This window comes from Aeoliella sp. (assembly GCF_965227375.1).
Taxonomy (GTDB): Bacteria; Planctomycetota; Planctomycetia; order Pirellulales; family Lacipirellulaceae; genus Aeoliella.
Genome location: NZ_CBDDFX010000002.1, coordinates 2,864,651 through 2,883,960, shown reverse-complemented (window position 1 = coordinate 2,883,960; position 19,310 = coordinate 2,864,651). Strand labels below are relative to the sequence as shown.

The 19,310-nt window shown below is 62.1% G+C and carries 11 protein-coding genes; 5 read left to right on the top strand and 6 right to left on the bottom strand.

Translation table 11 applies throughout. The annotated features are described in order from the left end of the window. Positions 1 to 22 precede the first annotated feature (22 nt). The 4 genes from ACQK2L_RS24220 (at position 23) to ACQK2L_RS24205 (ending at position 3,868) form a co-directional block, all read left to right on the top strand. The gene (locus tag ACQK2L_RS24220) at positions 23 to 991 is read left to right on the top strand and encodes a type II secretion system F family protein (RefSeq protein WP_425399622.1); all 969 of its coding nucleotides are present in this window, start codon (positions 23 to 25) and stop codon (positions 989 to 991) included. Between the two features lie 114 nt (positions 992 to 1,105). After that, positions 1,106 to 1,708, top strand: a complete 603-nt coding sequence (locus ACQK2L_RS24215) for a hypothetical protein (RefSeq protein WP_425399621.1) — start codon at positions 1,106 to 1,108, stop codon at positions 1,706 to 1,708. Continuing rightward, positions 1,708 to 2,340, top strand: a complete 633-nt coding sequence (locus ACQK2L_RS24210) for a hypothetical protein (protein WP_425399620.1) — start codon at positions 1,708 to 1,710, stop codon at positions 2,338 to 2,340. Before ACQK2L_RS24215 ends, ACQK2L_RS24210 begins: the two co-directional genes overlap by 1 nt. A gap of 136 nt (positions 2,341 to 2,476) precedes the next feature. Next, positions 2,477 to 3,868 (top strand): alanine/glycine:cation symporter family protein, encoded by a 1,392-nt coding sequence (locus ACQK2L_RS24205; RefSeq protein WP_425399619.1) that lies wholly within the window; start codon positions 2,477 to 2,479, stop codon positions 3,866 to 3,868. Between the two features lie 3 nt (positions 3,869 to 3,871). Here ACQK2L_RS24205 and ACQK2L_RS24200 read toward each other — a convergent pair whose 3' ends face one another. From ACQK2L_RS24200 to ACQK2L_RS24175, 6 genes are all read right to left on the bottom strand, one after another. Continuing rightward, positions 3,872 to 5,944, bottom strand: a complete 2,073-nt coding sequence (locus tag ACQK2L_RS24200) for a glycoside hydrolase family 172 protein (protein WP_425399618.1) — start codon at positions 5,942 to 5,944, stop codon at positions 3,872 to 3,874. Positions 5,945 to 6,386: 442 nt separating this feature from the next. Next, positions 6,387 to 7,274 carry a transglutaminase family protein gene (locus ACQK2L_RS24195; protein ID WP_425399617.1) on the bottom strand — a complete coding sequence of 296 codons (888 nt, stop codon included), beginning with the start codon at positions 7,272 to 7,274 and terminating at the stop codon, positions 6,387 to 6,389. A 15-nt stretch (positions 7,275 to 7,289) separates the two neighbouring features. After that, positions 7,290 to 9,881 (bottom strand): circularly permuted type 2 ATP-grasp protein, encoded by a 2,592-nt coding sequence (locus tag ACQK2L_RS24190; protein WP_425399616.1) that lies wholly within the window; start codon positions 9,879 to 9,881, stop codon positions 7,290 to 7,292. A gap of 13 nt (positions 9,882 to 9,894) precedes the next feature. Then, positions 9,895 to 13,341: a DUF2126 domain-containing protein gene (locus ACQK2L_RS24185; protein ID WP_425399615.1), complete on the bottom strand. Its 3,447-nt coding sequence runs from the start codon at positions 13,339 to 13,341 to the stop codon at positions 9,895 to 9,897. A 100-nt stretch (positions 13,342 to 13,441) separates the two neighbouring features. Next, complete coding sequence (locus tag ACQK2L_RS24180) at positions 13,442 to 14,431, bottom strand: alpha-E domain-containing protein (RefSeq protein WP_425399614.1); 990 nt, start codon at positions 14,429 to 14,431, stop codon at positions 13,442 to 13,444. Then, positions 14,424 to 15,905, bottom strand: a complete 1,482-nt coding sequence (locus ACQK2L_RS24175) for a circularly permuted type 2 ATP-grasp protein (protein ID WP_425399613.1) — start codon at positions 15,903 to 15,905, stop codon at positions 14,424 to 14,426. Before ACQK2L_RS24175 ends, ACQK2L_RS24180 begins: the two co-directional genes overlap by 8 nt. A 442-nt stretch (positions 15,906 to 16,347) precedes the next feature. On the opposite strand from ACQK2L_RS24175, the gene ACQK2L_RS24170 reads away from it, so the two are divergent. Beyond that, complete coding sequence (locus tag ACQK2L_RS24170; protein ID WP_425399612.1) at positions 16,348 to 19,305, top strand: DUF4332 domain-containing protein; 2,958 nt, start codon at positions 16,348 to 16,350, stop codon at positions 19,303 to 19,305. The last annotated feature ends 5 nt before the right edge of the window (positions 19,306 to 19,310 follow it).

The window sequence follows — 19,310 nt, the reverse complement described above, 5'->3', positions numbered from 1 at the left end:
CCACTAGCCCCCTGTCGCAATCATGATCGCCATCATCAGTAGCACCCTTCTGACTCAGCTTGCCATCTTTGGATGCGTGGCCGCCGGTGTGTGGGCTGCTATGGAATTCCTCGGTGCCGGAGGACGTTCTCGAGCCGAGGAACGCTTGGACGAGTTCAAGGATCACCGTGGCAACGCGCGCCAGGCAGGCAATCAGAAGACCGACTCGATGACCAAGCTCATCGAGAAGGCGACTCCCAAACTGTCCGCGCCGCTGCGACCGAAGACCGAGGAAGAGGCCGGCAAGCTCAAACAGAAGCTGCAACACGCTGGCTACCGCAGTGAGAACGCGGTGACGATCTTCCTGGGCATGAAGTTCCTGTGCTTGCTGTTCGGGTTCTTTGTCAGCGGCGGCACCATGCTGTACCTCAAGGGTGTCACTGCTCAAACGTTGATGTACACCGTGGGTGTTTCCGGCGTGCTGTTCTACCTGCCGGATGCGATTATCTGGATCCGCAAGAAGAGCCGACAGGACTGCATCTTCTTCGGCCTTCCCGACGCCCTGGACTTGATGGTCGTGTGCGTCGAGGCCGGCTTGGGTCTCGATCAGGCGATGCGCAAGGTGGCCGAAGAGATGGCCAAGAGCTACGCGGTGCTGAGCGAAGAGTTCCGGCTGTCGAACCTGCAGTTGCAGATGGGTGCCGCGCGAAACGACGTGCTGCACGAACTCGGGCAGCGGACCGGCGTCGACGACCTGAAGGCCCTGGCGGCCATTTTGATTCAGGCCGACAAGTTCGGATCGAGCGTCGCCCAGGCGCTGCGTGTGCAAAGCGATTCGATGCGGACGCGCCGGCGTCAGATGGCCGAAGAGAAAGCGGCCAAGACCGCGGTGAAGCTCATCTTCCCGCTGGTGATCTTCATTTTCCCGGCGATCTTCGTGGTCCTGGTTGGCCCCGCGGCCATCACCATGATCAACGAGATGTTCCCAGCCATGCAGGCGGGCAATCAGTAGTCGCCAGACTCGCTGCAGTAATGGAAGTGTTAGTTTTCGCATAGCCCTCGGATGCTGCGCGCGTATAGAATAAGTGTCTGACGTGCCTTCTCGCATCCAACTGCACCCGCGACCATGGCCAAACCATTGCTCGAAGTTGCCAAGCAAGCCGACGAGTTCTTCATGGGAACCTCGCCTATCCATCAGGCTATGTCCCGTCTGAGCAAGACGTTGGGCGAGATGAACATCCCGTTTGCCATCGCCGGCGCCATGGCAGCCAACGCCCATGGGTATCATCGGACGACCGCCGATGTGGATATCCTGATCGATCGTGAGAATTTGGCGAGGTTCAAGTCGCAGCACATTGGTCTGGGGTGGGTCGACAAGTTCGAGGGTTCGAAGAACTTCCGCGACGCCGAGACGGGGGTGAATATTGATGCGTTGATGGTTGGTGAGTTTCCCGGCGACGGCAAACCCAAGCCGGTTGCCTTTCCTGCTCCCGAAGATGTCGCCGAAGTCAGTGAAGATGGTATTCCCTATGTAGCGCTCAAGACGCTATTAGAACTCAAGCTGGCTAGTGGCATGACCGCACCGCATCGACCAAGGGACCTCGACGATGCGATCCAACTCATCAAGGTGAACGACCTCTCGCAGGACTACGCCGATCAACTGAATCCCTACGTCGCCGATAAGTTCCGCGAACTCTGGCAAGCGGCTCAAATCGTGGACGACTATTGATGGACCAACCGCCGTGCAAGTCGCGCCGCCGCTGGCTGCGCTTCTCCCTGCGCGGGTTGTTGATCGTTACTTCTGTGCTGGCGATTCTGCTCGCCTGGCGGATGCACCATGTCCGCACCAGTCAGCGCGTTGCTGAACTGCTCACCGAGGCGAATGTCTCCTTCACTCCGGGGCGGAACGAACAACCCTGGCACGGCATCCCGGCGCTCGAGCCGGTGCGGTTCACCTCTCTCTCGATTAAGCGAGGTGTAGGAGCGAACCCGTCGTTTCTCGAGGCCGCCGAGCATCTGGAAACGCTCAACACCATAGAAAAAGTATATCTGTATGGATGGACCGAGGACGGAAGCCCCGAGGACTTCGCGGTCTTGGCGAAGCTTGGGAGCATCACCAGTATCGACATCGATGGGGGCGTCGATGGCGATGCGTTCCGTCCACTCATTGCGCTGACCAAACTGGAGTCCTTTTCGTGCAGCGGTTCGTCGGGCTATTGCTCCGACGATGCGCTGGCGTTGTTGTTGGGCATGCCGTCGGTGAAGAACGTTGGTCTCCCGCAAGCCGAACACGATGTCCCGCCCGAGTTGCGGCGAACCCGCCCGGACATCGACTACTTCATCACCGACTTTCCGCCGTAGCTCTGCGAAAACCGCTGCGTTACCTCTTTTCGTCGGGGTGTGCGACCAACTATATTCATCCCTACCCGCGTGGTCTCTCGCCTGCGTGGATTGAACAACGCATTGACTATCCCAGGCAGAGAGAGTTGGGTTGCGAATGGATTGGCTTGAAGATTTCACCACCGATATCTCCGAACTGGCTTGGGGCCCACCACTCGTCGTGCTGTTGGTTGGCGGTGGATTCTTTCTTACCATCTTCTCGCAAGGCATCCCATTTCTTCGGCTCCGCCACGCGTTGGACGTCTTGCGCGGCAAGTTCGACGACCCAAACGACCCTGGCGAAATCACCCACCTGCAGGCGCTGGCCACCGCACTGGCTTCGACGGTCGGTGTCGGTAACATTGCAGGCGTAGCGATCGCTATCTCGCAGGGAGGTCCTGGCGCGGTGTTTTGGATGTGGGTCGCGGCGCTGGTGGGCATGGCCACCAAGTTCTTCACTTGTACGCTTGCTTGCATGTACCGCAAGGTCGACGAGTCGAGCGTTCCCCAAGGCGGGCCGATGTACTTCATCGAGGTTGGCCTTGGGCCCAAGTTCAAACCGCTGGCGGTGATGTTCTCCATCTGTGGTCTGGTTGGTTGCTTGTCGATGCTGCAGGCGAATCAACTGGCCGTGGTACTGGAGCCGATCTGGTCCGAGGTGGGGCTGGGTGGAACGGAGCTGCAGTTTAACGATGAACAAATCTCACTCACTCCGTGGTTCTCGGCAGTACTCATCTCCGCGGTCGTAGCTGTGGTGGTGTTTGGCGGTTTGAAGCGTCTGGTCAAGTTCAGCGAAAAACTGGTGCCCACCATGTGCGGCATCTATGTCCTGGCGTCGTTGGTTGTTTTGGCGTTACGGGTCGATAGGCTGCCGGGCGTCATGCTATCCATCTTTCAGGAGGCTCTTTCTCCCGCGGCCATGTGGGGAGGAGCGGCCGGTTCGGTGATCATTATCGGTGTCAAACGAGCGGCGTTCTCCAACGAGGCTGGCATCGGCACCGCACCCATGGCTCATGGGGCGACCAGGACCGACGAACCAGTGCGCGAAGGGCTGGTGGCCATGCTCGGCCCGTTCATCGATACTATCATCGTCTGTTCCATGACTGCTTTGGTGATCCTCGCCAGTGATCTGGACCTCGGACAAAACAAGGACCTCGAAGGCGTGGCGCTCACTTCCGCTGCGTTCGAGTCAGTGCTCGGCAGCGCAGGTTCCTGGCTGGTGACCATTGCGGTCATCTTGTTTTCGCTCACTACGATGTTCGGCTACTCCTACTATGGCCGGAAGTGCATGACGTACTTGCTGGGCCGCCAACGAGGCGACTTCTACAACTACATCTACATCGCCGCGTTGGCAGTTGGGGCGGTCGTGTCGGTCACCGTGGTGGTGAACATCATCGACACGGCGTTTGCCTTGATGGCCATTCCCACGATGACCGCCACGCTGTTGCTCTCGCCCCGCGTGATGGCTGCCGCGCGGGATTACTTTGCCAGGTGCGACGCTGGAGAGTAACGGCTACCGCGGCTGCAGCCAAATGAAGTCGACGCCCACCAGCGGCTCTTGGCCATCGGCGGGCTTTTCGAACTTCAGCGTCAGCACGTGGTCGCCGGCTTCCAGTTCGATCGGCTTGCCGGTCGAGGCGCGTAGCATCGTTCGCCGCGAGTCGAACAGGTCCATCTTTTCATCGCGGTTGAAACCGAACGACTTGCCGTCGAGCGTCGCGCTCACGGTGCCGGAGCGGTTGTCGAGCGCCAGACCCACTCGAAGTTCGTACTTGCCGGGCTTGGGAACCGGCACGGTCAGTTCCAGCGTGTCGCCCACCGCCGACGGTTTCCAGATCATCAGATTGCCCTCGGACCACAATCGGTCGTGCTCGATTTCCATCGCTTGATCCGTCAACGTCTCCGGCTCATAGTACGTGGCGCCGGTCGACGCGTGGTATGCCCGTGGTTTCCAAGGGCCTGGTAGCTGCGGTACGCGAACGTCGCTCTTGGTGATCACGCGATGGTCGTCGATGATGCCGGGCCGACCGTAGTGGTAGGACTGGCAGGCGTAGCTGAAGCCTTCGTTTTCGTGATTGGTGAGCAGTTCCATGTAGAACGCGATTCGCTCGTGGAACGGTTGGTCGTCGATAAAATGGAAGCGGTAGTTCGCCACGAACCCGCGGTTGCCGGGTCCGTCGTTGCGGGGCTGGCCGCAGTAGGGGTAGTCGAAGATGTCGACCGCACTCCAGGCGTAGTTGTAATAGTCTTCCGAGCCGGTGCCGAACCAACTCGGCATCTGGTCGTCGTCCACAAATACCTTCTCGTCGCCCTCGCCCCACCACGTGCCGCCCATGTGCGTTCCCTGGGCGGTGTTCATCATCAGCGACGCAGTGCCCACGTAGCGACCTTGGCCGTTAGCCAAGAGGAACGGAATGTCGAGCGCCGGCGGGGTGTGAATGTCGTGCGTCACCCGCCAGCGCGCGTAGAAGTGCATGGTGCGATCGTCGTTCCACTCCCGCCCGTCGGTGTGAGCCTTGCCAGTGATCTTCACCGGCTGATCGCCCATGTTGTGGAACTCGATCTTCAGCGACTCCTTGAATGGCATCGGATAGCGGCTGATCATCGAGCCATCCTCGGCCACCGTGAACGGTAGCGACTGGTAAGGGTTCACCCCCGGCGCGGCGGCGAAGAAGTCGCCCACCGGCGATTGCACTTGGGGGAACTGCCAGTTGTCGCAGGTGATGTGCATCACCGTCTGCCGCAGCGCGGCCACCTCGTCGTCGCCTTCGACCAGCAGCATCAGCCGGCGCAAGGCCGCCGAGTCCTTCACTTCCAGAGCGGTGGATCGCTCGTTCGGTTGGAGCGTGATATCGATCTCGTGATTGGACGCTTCGCCAACCAAGCTGTCGGGATCGTTCATTACCGCGGCGACGCTCTTCATTTCGTCGGCGTAGGTCTTCAGGTCCTCGGGCTGGAACGTCTCGACCTCCACGTCCTGGTTCTTGTACTGACGAAGCTGCACGTAGTAGAAGTACACCCGGCGTGGGTTGCCGATCCACTCGATGCGGCAACTCTTCGCAAACGGCATCGGGCAGTAGGCCGCGTCGCGCTGGTAGAACGTTCCTTCAAGCGTGTCGCGATCAACCGTTCCTTCGCCGACGAACGTGTTGTACGGATGATGCAGGAACTCCCGCGCGGGACCGTCGAAAACCGGCTTGTCGGCGCCGTCGAGATAGACGCGAATGCTGCCGTTGATGTCGGCGGTCCAGGTCCGCACGATTGCCCCGGGCCCCTCGACCTCGGCCATCACGTACTCGCCGATGCCCTGGTCGTTCGGCTCTTTGAGCGTCCTGACGAACGGCGGAATCGGCGAGTTGCCAAAACCGTCGGCGTTCGAAATCCACTCAGGCCCACCCGGCAGGTTGCTGCGGCGATCGTAGGAGCTGAACTGCAGCGTCTTGTACGACTCGACGGGCATCTCGCACAGACGATCGAAGTCGATCATCTCCGCGACAATCGTCCCGGTGGTTACCTTCTCACCCGCCGAGCACGCAGCCACCAGCCAGAAACACAAACCAACCGCGAGAAAGGACCTCTTGAGCATCTCTTGTCCACCTGTGAGTTCAAACGGGAGAAAAATCATCGTGTTATAATAGTTTACCAAGGCGTTCATGGCGATTCAGGGGCTGCGAGTCGCGATTGGCAGTCCGCGGGAGTTTTGTCGCAGTTCTGCGACAAAACCCCTGCGACAAAACCCTCCACACGGCGTTTTGGTGTGGTCGTAAGTCGTTTTTGCCAAACAGGTTGCGAGTAAAGTCGCACCTCAGACCCCGCGTAATGTCGCACCCAAAACGCAACGGGTGCGACAAAACCCCGTGGGTGATTCACCACGCCGGCCAGCGCGCACCCCAAGCGCACTTGTCCCCGCAGCATTGTCTCACAACTGGTGTCCAATTCCTACAAGTGCCGAAGAGGGGTAGCCGGATTCGCAAGAATTCGGAGAACCCCAGCCGCGTCCGAATTCCTGCGAATCCGGCTACAGGGAATCAGCGAGCCTGCCCCAGCGGTGCTACGTCGACCGACACGTTGAGCGTGTGGTCGCCACCGCCGACGAACACACCTTGGATCGGGCAGACATCGGCGTAGTCGCGGCCCAGGGCGATGGTCACATGGTCAGTGCCGGGGATCACATTGTTGGTGGGATCGAAGTCGATCCAGCCGGCCGCGCCGCAGTAGACCGACAGCCACGCGTGTGAGGCGTCGGCGCCGATCATTCTCGGCTTGCCGGGTGGGGGGATGGTTCGTAGGTAGCCGCTTACGTACCGCGCCGCGAGACCTAGCGAGCGAAGGCAGGCGATCTCGAGGTGGGCAAAGTCCTGGCACACGCCAGCGCGGTTGGCGAACACTTCGGACACTTGCGATTTGACGTTCGTCGCTCCTGGGTTGTATTCGAAGTCTTCGAAAACCCGCCGCGTCAGGTCGTTGGCCGCTTCGCCAATCGGGCGTTTGGGGGTGAACGAAGCCCGCGCGTACTCCGCCAGTGCTTCGCTCGCCTTGGCGTAGTCGGAGTCGTAAGCGAACAAGCAGTTGTTCACGTCGGACTGAGGTGGCCGGCTGCGGAGCGCTTCGACCATCGACTCCCACGGCGGCGTGGCTTCCAGTCCGTTGGTCGATTCGGCCGGCTTCACTTCCACTTCGCTGGTGGCCGTGACGGTCAAGCCGCGATGCGAGTCGACCAGCGAGAAGTACTCGACCGTGTTGCCGAAGTAGTCGAGGTGCGTGTCGACCAGCACGGGTTCGGGGTGAACGATCAAGCTGTACGAACTGCACGTTTGACGCCGGCTGTTCCGCGGGCGGAGATGCACCTTGTTCTGGCAAACCGGCACCGGTTCGGAGTAGGCGTACTTGGTGGTGTGACTGATTCGGTATTTCATCGCCACCAATCGTTGCTAAGTCCGTTTTGCGTCCGTCGTGGACATCCGTCGTGACGGTCCAGCGTGGACCAGGTAGCGGAGCGATATCTCCCGCGACAGGTGCTTCAAGTCGCGATCGAGCGAGTCGAGCAGTTCGGCGAGTCGCTGCTGTTCGCCTACGCTGTACGCTTCGCAAACGCCCATCACGTCGACCATCCGCACCGCGTGCACCATCGACAGTATCAACCGCTCGTGCGGCAGATAGCCGGCCGGATAGTCTTCGCCCGGCAGTTGCTGGCTCACCCGCTCCAGCGTGCCCAACTGATACGCAATACTGCGCGGATTCGATTCGTCGGTCAGCAGCAGGTCGACCACGGCCGGCAGTTGCAAGCTTGCCCGGTACCGCGAGCGGTAGGTCATCACGCTATCGGCGATCTCGAGCAGCGCCTCGAGCACTTCGCTCGATGGCAGCGGCGAGTCGATCAAGCAGCTTTGCAGCAGGCCGACCGATTGCAGCGCCCGCTCCATCCGCCGTCCCAGTTCGAGGAACCGGAACACGTGCGAGCGGGTCATGCTTTCCACGCACATGCCCTCGATGGCAGCCAGTTGCACCACCAGCCGGTTGAGCATGCTCAACAGGTCGGTCAGGTCGAGCATGCCGTCCTGTGGCATACGGAAGGTTTGATCGATCCGCACCAGCACTCGCCACGAGTCGGTAGAGATACGATCGCGCACCAGCGAGGCGGTGCGGAACATGTTGTCGAGCACCGAACGGATCGACCCGACCTGGGTGCGATCGAACACCAGGCTCGGCAGCGCTTGTTCGAGTTTGGGCATCTGCGGACGAATGTCGTCCAGTGCGAAGTCCGGCTCGATCTGACCCTGCGAGGCCAGCGCGCGCAAGAGTCCCGTGGGAATGGCGCTCGGGCCGGAGGCCATTTCGCTGGTGAGTCGTAGCACGAACGTCCGCAGTTGCCGCGCCGAAGCATCCGCCCGCTCGATTTGTCGTCCGAGCCAGAAGATATTGTCCGCCACGCGGCTTGGCAGGTCGGTCGCGGTGCGACGCAGCTCGACGGCTTCTTCGGTGGTGGAAAGCAGAGTCACGTGTTCGACCGGTTCGGCGCTGAGCACCCACGCGTCTTTGCTGCCTTTGGAAGCTGGAATCGCCAGCGGCGACGGCGATGCGGCGTCGCTCGTACGGGCCAACCCGCCCGGCAGCACGCTGTACGAGTCGCCCGCGGCCACGGCGAACGATCGCAACACCAGGTGCGCGGTGCCGGCAGCCCCTTGTTCCCAGGTGGGCACGGTCGACAGCTTCAAGCGTTCCTGCGCGACGTAGCTCGACGGGTTGGCGCGAATCAGCTCGACCAGTTTGTCGGGCTCCATCGAGTTGAGTTCTTTGTCCTTGTCGTAGCCAGTGCCGCGCGAGCGATAGGCGGTGGAGACCACCAGTTGCTGAGTGTTGCTTAGCACCCGCTCGAGCGATTGGGCTTCGCCACACCACCACGTGGCCACGCCTGGCAGGATCGGGTCCTGGTTCAGGAAGAACTTGCACAGCCGCGGCAGGAAGGCCATGAACGCAGGCGACTCGACCAGCCCGCTGCCCATTGGATTGACAACCGACACTTCCGCATCGCGCGACGAGTTCAACAGTCCCGCCACGCCCAGGGTCGAATCGTCGCTGAACTCGAGCGGGTCGCAGGCCTCGCTGTTCGGCCGCCGCACCAGCACGTGGATTGGCAGCAAGCCGTCCAGCGTCTTCAGCCACACGCGGTTCTCGCGTATCGCCAGGTCGTCGCCTTCCACCAGGTTGTAGCCCAGGTACCGGGCGAGGTAGGCGTCTTCGAAGTAATTCTCGTGCTTGGGACCGCGCGTATAGATGGCGATGCGGGGGTTCTCTTGGCCGTGCGGCGCCAGTTCCTGCACCTTCTCTTTGAATTGAATAAAGAACGGCGCCAGGCGATGGACGTTCAGGTTGCGGAAAATGTCGGGCAGCATCCGCGAGATGACCACGCGGTTCTCCAGCGCGAATCCCATGCCCGATGGGGCTTCGGTGCGGTCGGCCAAGACCCACCAACGACCATCGGGCGAACGGCCCAGGTCGGCTGCGTAAAAAGGCAGGAACGAACCGCCCGGCGGCGTCTGTCCATGCACCGGTAGTCGAAAACCAGGGTGGCCAAACAACAGATCGGCGGGCAGCACGCCATCTTTGATCAGTCGTTGCGGCCCCAGCAGATCGGCCAGCGCCAGTTGCAGCACTTGCGCCCGCTGCGCGAGGCCCGCCGAAACGTGCTTCCACTCCGCCTCGTCGATCAGCATCGGCAACGCGTCGAGATCCCACGGTCGGGCGTTGTCTTCCGGGTCGCCATAGGCGCTGTAGGAGACACCGTTCTCGTAGATCAGATGCTGCGAGTGTTCCCATCGGCGCGAGAACTCGCTGCCACCCATCGTGTTGAGCAGTTGGCAGAACTTGTCCCACGTCGCGCGGCGTCCGCCATCGGCAAGCGACAGTTCATCGTAGCGGCCCGCTTCCGCCTGGTAGCCAGCAAACAAGTCGGCCGCGCCCGTCGGTGTTACAACCGACGGGCTGGTCGGAGGCCCAGCCGTGGACTGCTGTTGGCTTTGCATTGCTGCTCACTGATCAGTGCTTGCCGCGCCGAAGGTCGAGAGTCAGCGGAAACTCGCGGCTGGGCAATTCTTCAGCAATTGTACCAGCCGCCGGCGTGTGGCCAAAGCCAAAGAACCGCGTTGCCCGCCGACTCTCCGCTTCCAGGGCGTTGACCGGGAAGGTCGAAGGGTTTAAACCGCCTGGATGGCCCGTGTGATACTGGCAGCCGCCAATCGAGCGACCCAGCCACTCGTCGTACAGATCGAACACCAGTGGGCCGTCGACGCCGATGGTCGGGTGCAGACAGCTAGGCGGTTGCCACGCGCGGAAGCGCACGCCCGCAACGAACTCACCTTCGACACCCGTCGGGTGCAGCGGCACGCGGCGGCCATTGCAAATCAGCTCGTACCGCGGATCGGTCAAGCCTTGCACTTTGACCTGCAACCGCTCGACGGACGAGTCGACATACCGCGCGGTGTAGCCGCCGCCGGGCTCTTCGCCCAGCACGTACCAAGGCTCCATCGCCCGACGGAGTTCGACTTTCACGCCGCGCTGCGTAAAGGTGCCGATGAACGGATAGCGGAACTCATGATGCGCGGCGAACCAGTTGGCTTCGATCGGGAAGCCAGCCTTTTGGGTTTCCTCGATCACGTCTTCGAAGTCCTGCCAAATGAAGTGCGGCAGCATCCAACGGTCGTGGATCGTGGTGTTCCAGCTGACTAGCTCGTCCTCGTAGGGCTTTTCCCAGAATCGGGCCACCAGCGCGCGAATCAACAGTTGCTGCGTGAGGCTCATCCGCGAGTGCGGCGGCATCTCGAACGCTCGGAACTCCACCAAACCCAGCCGGCCCGACGTCGAGTCGGGCGAGAACAGTTTGTCGATGCAGAACTCGGAGCGGTGCGTGTTGCCGGTTCCGTCAACCAGCAGGTGGCGGAAGATGCGATCCACCAGCCACGGCTGCACAGGCTGCCCCGACTTGAGTTGTTCGAAGGCGATGTTTAGTTCGTAGATCGAGTCGCTGCGCGTCTCGTCCACGCGCGGGGCTTGGCTCGTGGGGCCGATGAACTTGCCGGAGAACATGTACGACAGCGACGGATGGTTGAGCCAGTAGCCGACGAAGCTCTTGAGCAGGTCGGGGCGACGCAGCCAGGGACTGTCGGCCGGCGTCGAGCCGCCCAGCACCACATGGTTGCCGCCACCGGTGCCGGTGTGCGATCCATCGAGGTCGAACTTCTCGGTGCCCAGCCGCGTCTGCCGCGCGTCCTCGTACACGCCGGTGGTGATGTCGACCAACTCGCTCCAGTCGCGCGCCGGGTGGACGTTCACCTCGATCACCCCTGGGTCGGGAGTGACCTTGATGTGCTCGATCCGCGGATCGTGCGGCGGCAGGTAGCCTTCGATCACCACGGGCAACTCGAGCGACTGGGCGGTGTCTTCCACGGCCGCAATCAGTTCGAGGTACACCTCGGCGCGATCAATCGGCGGCATGAACACATGCAGCTTGCCTTCCCGCGGCTCGATGCACATCGCGGTGCGAACCACGTGGGCTGGATCGTCGTACTGGGTGTCGACCGTAAACAGCGGAGCGTCGCTCGGTGGCTGCGACGGGTCGTCGTGCCAACCGTTTTGGCCGTCGCCGTTACCGTTGCTGCCCGAACCACCATTGCCCCCCACGCCGGCGTACTGTCTGACTGGCGTTTCCAGCCGCGCGGTCCGCGCCCGCTCGCGAATCACCGTGGTGCCGCTGCCGAACCAGTCTTCGCGGTTGCGAAGCTGCTTATGCGTCGGCAGTTCGGCCAGCGCGACCATGGGATCTTGTTCGAAATAGTCGATCGGGTAGCCAGGATCGCTTTCGTACAACAGCGACTGCAGCGGCAGTCGGAAGCCCATGGGCGAGTCGCCGGGAATCAGCAGCAACTCGTCACTGCGGACCACCCAGTGGCCGCTTTGCCAACAGGGCGTTGGTTCCCACCAGCGGTACTGCAGCGGCAGCAACATGCCCACCGGGCTGGTGATGCCTTGTTCGAACACCCGGGCCACTCGCTCGCGTTCTTCGATCTCTTCGAGCTTCGAGTCGTGCACGTCGACATTGGCCGGCAACCGGCGTTCGCGCCACGTGTAGTACATGGCGTCTTCGTAGCCATGCACCGCGTGTTCTGGATTTACTTCGAGTCGCTCGGCTAGCGCGCGGGCGAACTTCTCGGCGTCCTCGACCGTGTGGCCGTAGTCGACGTTCACGTCGGCCAGCATCGCGTGGTTCTGCCAGATCGGTTCGCCATCTTTGCGCCAGTAGCAGTGCATGGCCCACCGCGGCAGCGACTCGCCGGGGTACCACTTGCCCTGGCCAAAGTGCAACAGGCCATACGGTGCAAAGCGGTCGCGGAGCTTCAGCAGCAAGTTGTTGGCCAGTTGTTTTTTGTTGGGACCGACGGCCGCGGTTTGCCATTCGTCGCCGTCCATGTCGTCGATCGACACGAACGTCGGCTCGCCGCCCATGGTGAGTCGCACGTCGCCCTCGTGCAGATGGCGGTCGACCTCGTGGCCGAGCGCTTCGATCTTGGCCCACTCTTCTTCGGTGTAGGGCTTGGTGACCCGCGGGTCTTCGTGAATTCGCTCGACCGACATTTCAAAGTCGAACGAGACTTCGCATTCACCCAGCGAGCCCGTGATCGGCGCGGCGGAAACGGGATGAGGCGTGCAAGCCAGCGGGATGTGCCCTTCGCCCGCCAGCAAACCGGACGTGGGATCGAGACCCACCCAGCCCGCGCCGGGCAGGTACACCTCGGTCCAGGCGTGCAGGTCGGTGAAGTCGGCCGTGGGGCCTTCGGGACCTTCGAGTGGCTTTTGATCGGCCACCAGCTGAATCAGATAGCCCGACACGAACCGCGCGGCGAAGCCCAGATGCCGCAGCGTTTGGGTGAGCAACCACGACGTGTCGCGGCACGAACCGCTGCCCAATTCGAGCGTCTGCTCGGGCGTCTGCACGCCTGGCTCCAGTCGCACCAGGTAGTCGATGTCCTGCTGTAGTCGCTGGTTCAGTTCGACCAGGAAGTCGATGGTCTTGCGCGGCGTGCGGTCGATCGAAGCCAACAGCCCATAGAACTTGGGCCCCGCTGGTCCGGTGGCGAAGTAGGGCTTCAGGTCGTCCAGTTCTTCGGCCGCGTACTTGAACGGGTACTCTTCGGCGTCCGGCTCCAGGAAGAAGTCGAACGGGTTGATCGACGACAGGTTGGCGACCAGGTCGACCTCGACCGACAGGTGTTCCACGGAACCATTGAACACGCACCGCGCCAGGTAGTTTCCAAACGGGTCCTGCTGCCAATTGAGGAAGTGGTCGTCCGGCGAGACCTTCAGCGAGTAGCTTTCGATCGGCGTGCGGCTGTGCAGTGCCGGCCGCAGGCGGATGACCTGCGGGCCGAGCGAGATGCGCCGGTCGTAGTGATAAGTGGTTTTGTGATGCAGGGCGACACGGATACTCATATTATTTGGGGCTCAACCGGATGGGGCGATCCGTCGCCAAGTGCTTTCTTGGTGCAGTCTGATTGGATGGGTCGCCGCCTGGCTACTCTTCGAAATGCGTCTACGACGCGGATTGGGTTTGCGATTGTGCCGCCTCGGTATTATCTGTCGGCAATTGAAAGAAGTTGTTGTGGATCGCGATTCCCAATTCGTTCAATTGTGATTGGAACAGGTCGATATATTCGTGCATTCCCTGCCGAATGATATCTTCGATACTGGTGTAATCGAGTTCCATCCGCAGCCGCCCCATCAATTGTTCGCAGCGGCACTTGAACGTGCCTGGGGCCGAGCCGGTGATGTGGCACAGCGAATCCTGCGCTCGCATGATGCAAAAGTGGACCGCCCGGGGGAAATCTTGGTCGAGCACCAAAAATCGGGCGACGTTGTTCGGCGTGATCGGACCATGCACCCGGCGGTACATCGTCAGTGCGCTGGCCGAGCGGAGCAGGGCGGACCAGCGGACCACGTCCAGGCTAGTGCCCACGTGATTGGCGGTTGGCAGCAGCAAAAAATACTGCACGTCGACGATCCGTGAAGTCTTGTCGGCCCGCTCCATCAGCCGGCCCATACGGGCGAAGTGCCACGGCTCGCCGTGCGACATCGTGGCGTAGGTTTCACCCAGGATGGTGTGGCTGGCCTGTTTCACCGCGTCACAAAACTCATTCGGCTCGCTGAGCGGTTGGGCCTGCCGTGCGGCGGAGGTCACCATCAGGTAGAACGTGTTGATCTGCTGCCACATCGGCGCGGTGATCGTCTCGCGCACGCTGCGAGCGTTCTCGCGGGCGCTGGCCACGCATGACAGGATGGAATTCGGATTGCGCTTGTCGTAGGCCAGGAATTGCAGCACCGACTCTTTGGTCGGCTCGCCGTACAGTTCTTCGAACAAGGCTTCGTCGCCGGTGGTGTAGACCAGCGGGGCCCACTGGTGACCGAGCGGCGAGCCCTCGCCGAGCGTCAGGTTGTAGTTGACGTCGATGAAACGAGCGACGTTCTCCGCCCGTTCGATATACCTGGCCATCCAATAGACGGCTTCCGCCACCCGACTAAGCATTGCTCGACCCGTTCTCCGCGTGCGCGTATTGATTGCCGACGGAGTGCGGTCCGTCCGATCGCAGTACCCAAGTGTCTTTGCTGCCGCCGCCCTGCGACGAGTTGACCACCATCGAGCCCTTTCGCAGCGCTACGCGAGTCAGCCCGCCTGGCATCACGTAAATGTCCTTGCCACACAGCACGAACGGGCGGAGGTCGACGTGGCGCGGCTCGAGCTTGTCTTCCACCAGCGTGGGCACGGTGGAAAGCTGCAACATCGGCTGGGCGATGTAGTTCCGCGGGTTCGAGTTGATCAGCCCCACGTACTCGTCGCGCTCGGCCTGCGAAGCTTGCGGGCCCATCAGGATGCCGTACCCGCCCGACTCGTTGGTTGGTTTTACCACCAGCTCGTCGAGGTGATTGATCACGTAGTCGCGCTGCGAATCGTCCGAGCAAATGTAAGTCGGCACGTTCTGCAAGATGGCGTCTTCGCCCAAGTAGTACTTGATGATCTGCGGCACGTAGGCGTACACCGCTTTGTCGTCGGCCACCCCGGTGCCAGGGGCGTTGGCCAGCGTTACGTTGCCGCGGCGATAGGCGTCGATCAACCCGGCCACGCCCAGGCAGGAGTCTTCGCGGAAGCACTGCGGGTCGAGGAAGTCGTCGTCGATCCGGCGGTAGATCACGTCGATGCGCTGCACCCCTTGGGTGGTTCGCATGTAGACGTAGCCGTTGTCGACAATCAGGTCGCTGCCTTGCACCAACTCCACGCCCATCTGCTGGGCCAGGAAGGTGTGCTCGAAGTAGGCCGAGTTGTACACGCCCGGCGTCAGCACCACGGCCGTCGGTTCGGAGGCCCGCGGCGGGGCACATTCCAGCAGCGTCTGCAACAGCTTCTCGGGGTACTCTTCGACCGGCAGCACCGACATGCCCTCGAACACCTTGGCGAACGCCCGCTTCATCACCTCGCGGTTCTCCAGCACGTAGGAGACACCCGAGGGGCAGCGGAGGTTGTCTTCAAGCACGTAGATGGTGCCGTCGGCGTGGCGAATCAGGTCGACACCGCTAATGTGACACCACACGCCTTCGGTCGGTTTGAAGCCGGCCATCTGCTCGCGATAGGTCTTGGCCGTGGCCAGTAGTTCGGCCGGCACGACTTTGTCGCGGAGAATCTTCTGTTCGTTGTAGATGTCGGAGACGAACAAGTTGAGCGCGTGGATCCGCTGCTTCAGGCCTTGCTCGACGCGCTGCCACTCGTCGGCGTCGATGATGCGGGGCAGCAGATCGAACGGCCAAACCTTTTCGGTGCCGTCCTCGTGGCCATACACGTTGAACGTGATGCCCATGTTGTGCAGGTTCAACTCGGCCGCTTGTTGGCGATTTCGGAGTTCGCCGTCCGGTATCGCCTGCAACTTGGTGACAAAGTTCTCGCAGGCGGCTCGGGGCGAACCTTCCGCCGAGAACATCTCGTCGTAGCCGACAGATTCATAGATCATGCTGGTTTCCGCTGGTGGCCGAATCCTGGTTTCTAGTCCACCGCCTTGCCTAACAAGCGCGCACAAGACGTTCACAATTCGAGCATCGCAGCCCGAAGCATCCGAAAAACAGTCCCGCTAGCAGCACCGACCGTTGTCCCGCGGTTGAAGCTCTTGTACGAGCAATAAACATACCACGGCAGGCGGGAGGATACCAAATCTTGCGGCTCTGTGCTCTCCCAGGTTACTGGCCTCGCGGCTATCTGCAGCAACGAAGACCGTGCAAACCTCCAGTTTTGTGGAAGCTCGACACGCAATCGACGTTGCCCGTTTTTGCGAATTTGGGTAGCTTGCGACTTGCCGAACCTGGGCTGGAGCCCGGGCGGTAAGGACCTACCCCCACCGGCGGCCCCCGACGCCCACTGAGCCGCCGCCCCGCATGGAAGCAAGGGAAAACCTGGCGATGAAACTTCAGCACCTCGCTGTGGGAGCCTCCGCAGGCGCCACGGCCCACGCTACTCTCCAATTCAACGAAGGACTCAACGCGGTTTCGGTCGTCGACTCGACCACCGGCGAAGGCCTGTACGACCTGGTGGGCCACTTGGTTTATGGTGCCCGCGTCCACCGCGACTCGAATCCCTACTCGGCGCGCATTGGCTACGTCGACATCTCCAGTTCGCTGGGTCGGTACCGCCTGGAGCGTCATTCGCAACAAGTCGACCGTGGCACATTCGTCGAACCCCGCCTGACCGTGGCCGCGCTCGATGGCCAGCCCGCCCGAGCCGAAACCACTCGCGAGCTACTGGCCGGTATCTCGCCCGAGGTGGCCGCGCGACTGTTCGTGCTCCGCAGTTCCGGTGATGCGCAGCTTGCCTGGCTGTTGTCGGAAGAACTGGCGACCGAACTGCACCAACTCGAGCGTCGCTCGCCTTACGAAACGACGTCCACGTACAAAGTTGGCGACGACCTGTTTGCCGAACGAGACGCCCTGTCGCATCAAATCGAAATGCTGCTGTCCGATAAGCGGCGCAGCAGCGAGGCGATGGAGACCGCGCTGCGGGAGCTGCAGCGCGAGTCGCAGGAAGTCGAGCAGCGGTTGGAGGAGCATCGTCGAGAGCTTGGCAACGTGCTAAGTCAGCTTGCCGAGTTGGAGACGCAGCTTCGTTATCGCGAGCTGAGCGAATTCGTCGAGCGCGAAGCCGACGAAGCGCACCATGCCGACCAGCAACCAGCGCTCGCCGACTTGGACGAGCAAATTGCCAAGTGGCGACGCACCTTGGCGGAGCTGGAAGCCCGCGACGCGGCCGTGCGTCATCGTTTGTCGCAACTGCATCCGGACGAATCGTCGCCACTGCTGCCGCTGGCCGACCAACGTGCATGCGTGAGCATTGCCCGGCGGTTGGTGGCCGACCTCGACAGCGAGGTAGCCCGCTACGCCCGCCCCACCGATTCGCAGGCGTGCCTGTGCCAGCACACCCACGCCCGGCTGCATCCGCTGGTCGATACGCTCGCGCAGCAAGTCGACAAGCTGGCCCATTTGGTCGAACAGTACGAAGCGGCCGTGGAGGTGGAGCAACTCAAGAGCGAAGCCGAGCACCTCGCTCGCTCGCAAACCGCTCTTCGTGGCACGATCGATCAACTGCTCGACCGTCGGCAGTCGCGGCTCAGAACTTCGCGAGTGCGCAAGACTGAGTCGCTCGAACTGCCCGAAGACCTGCAGAAGCTGCTCGCCGAGTTGGACCGTCGCCGCAGCGAACTCAACGCGAAGGTTGTCGAAGGAGAGCGTCATCTGGCCGATCTGGCCGCACGCGGCGAGCGAATCCGACGCGATCGCACGGAGCTATTGAACGATTCGTCGCTGGCCCGTTTGCGGGAGCAGCTCGAATCGGTGAATCGCCGCCTGGAGTCGGGCAATGTGGAAACTTCGCGTAGCGTCCGCAGCGTTGCCCCGTGGCGAGCTTCCGACATCCTGGCCAAGTTGACCGACGGCCGGTTGCGGGAGATCCGCCTGAGCGACCACGGCCGCGCCGCCACGGTGGTCAATCGCACCGGTCACGTGGTGCATCAGGCCGATGTGAACGACGTCGACCGCCGGCTGGTTTGCCTCAGTTTGCAGTTGGCGGCCGTGGCCGGGACCGCCGAGTGGGGCCTCGAGTTGCCGCTGGTCGTGGCCGACCCGTTCGCCGAACTACCTTCGGCCGAGGCGTCGATCCTCACGCTCGTGCTGCACGATTGGGCCCGCGCGGGGCATCAAGTGTTGTTGGTAACCGCTTCGCAGACGGTGGTCGACCGGCTCCGTTCGCTGGGGCAACCGATCATGAACCTCGAAACGGCGGCACGCCAACCATTACCGGTCGAGCCGGTTCAGTTGGCGGAGCCCACGCTGGCGATTCACGAGGCCGACTCGTTTGCCTTGGACTTGGAAGACTCGATCGGTCGCTTCCGCGTGCTGGGCGACGACACCGCTTCGCTGTTCGCCGAAATTGACATTCACACCTTGGCCGAGCTACTGGCCGCCGACGCCGAGCAGGTGTCGCACTCGCTCGACCGCACAGGCATCTCCGTCGAAGTGGTCGACCTGTGGCAAACCCACGTTACGATGCTGGTGTACGTGCCCAACCTATCGCTGGCCGAAGTGCAGTTGCTTACCGGCGGCGGCATCCAGAATCTCTCGCAGCTCGCCACGGCCGACGCCGATGAGCTGTACGATGCCATTCATCAGTACCTGGAAAGTCCTCGTGGCATCCGCCATCGCGGGTTGCGTTCGTATTTGAACCGCGATTCGGTGCGAACTTGGATCGCCGACGCCGAGCGTTACCGCCACCGCTGGGAAAACACTCCGCACGCCAGTCGTGGCACGCGTCGCTCGTCGATGGGCGCCGGTTCGCCTCGCCGGCGAAAACTCAACGGCCGCAATGGTTCGACCACGCGGAATGGCAAACGCCGCGCAAGTGGCAATCAGGCGAAGAAGCGGAATCGTCCATTGCGGTTCCGCTTGTCGCGCACCAGCCCGGTGGTCGACGCCCCGAGCGTTGGGCCGAAGACCGCCAAGCGGCTTGGCAAACTTGGCATCCGCACGGTAGTCGATCTGTTGGAGGCCGATCCCGAGGCAACCGCCGAGGCGCTCGACACGCGGCACATCACCGCCGAGAAGATCGTCGCCTGGCAGCACCAATCGCAACTGATGTGTCGCGTGCCGGAACTGCTGGCGCGGGATGCCCAGGTGCTGGTAGGCTGCGGCTTCACCACGCCCGAAGGAATCGCATCGGCCGAAGCGGCTGACTTGTACGAGTTCGCGAAGTCGTACACGGCCACTGCCGAGGGAACTCGCGTGTTACGTGGTAGCGATCCACCCGACCTGGAGCGCGCAACCAAGTGGGTGTACTGGGCCGAGAACCGACGCACGTTGGAAGCCGCGTAAGCAGC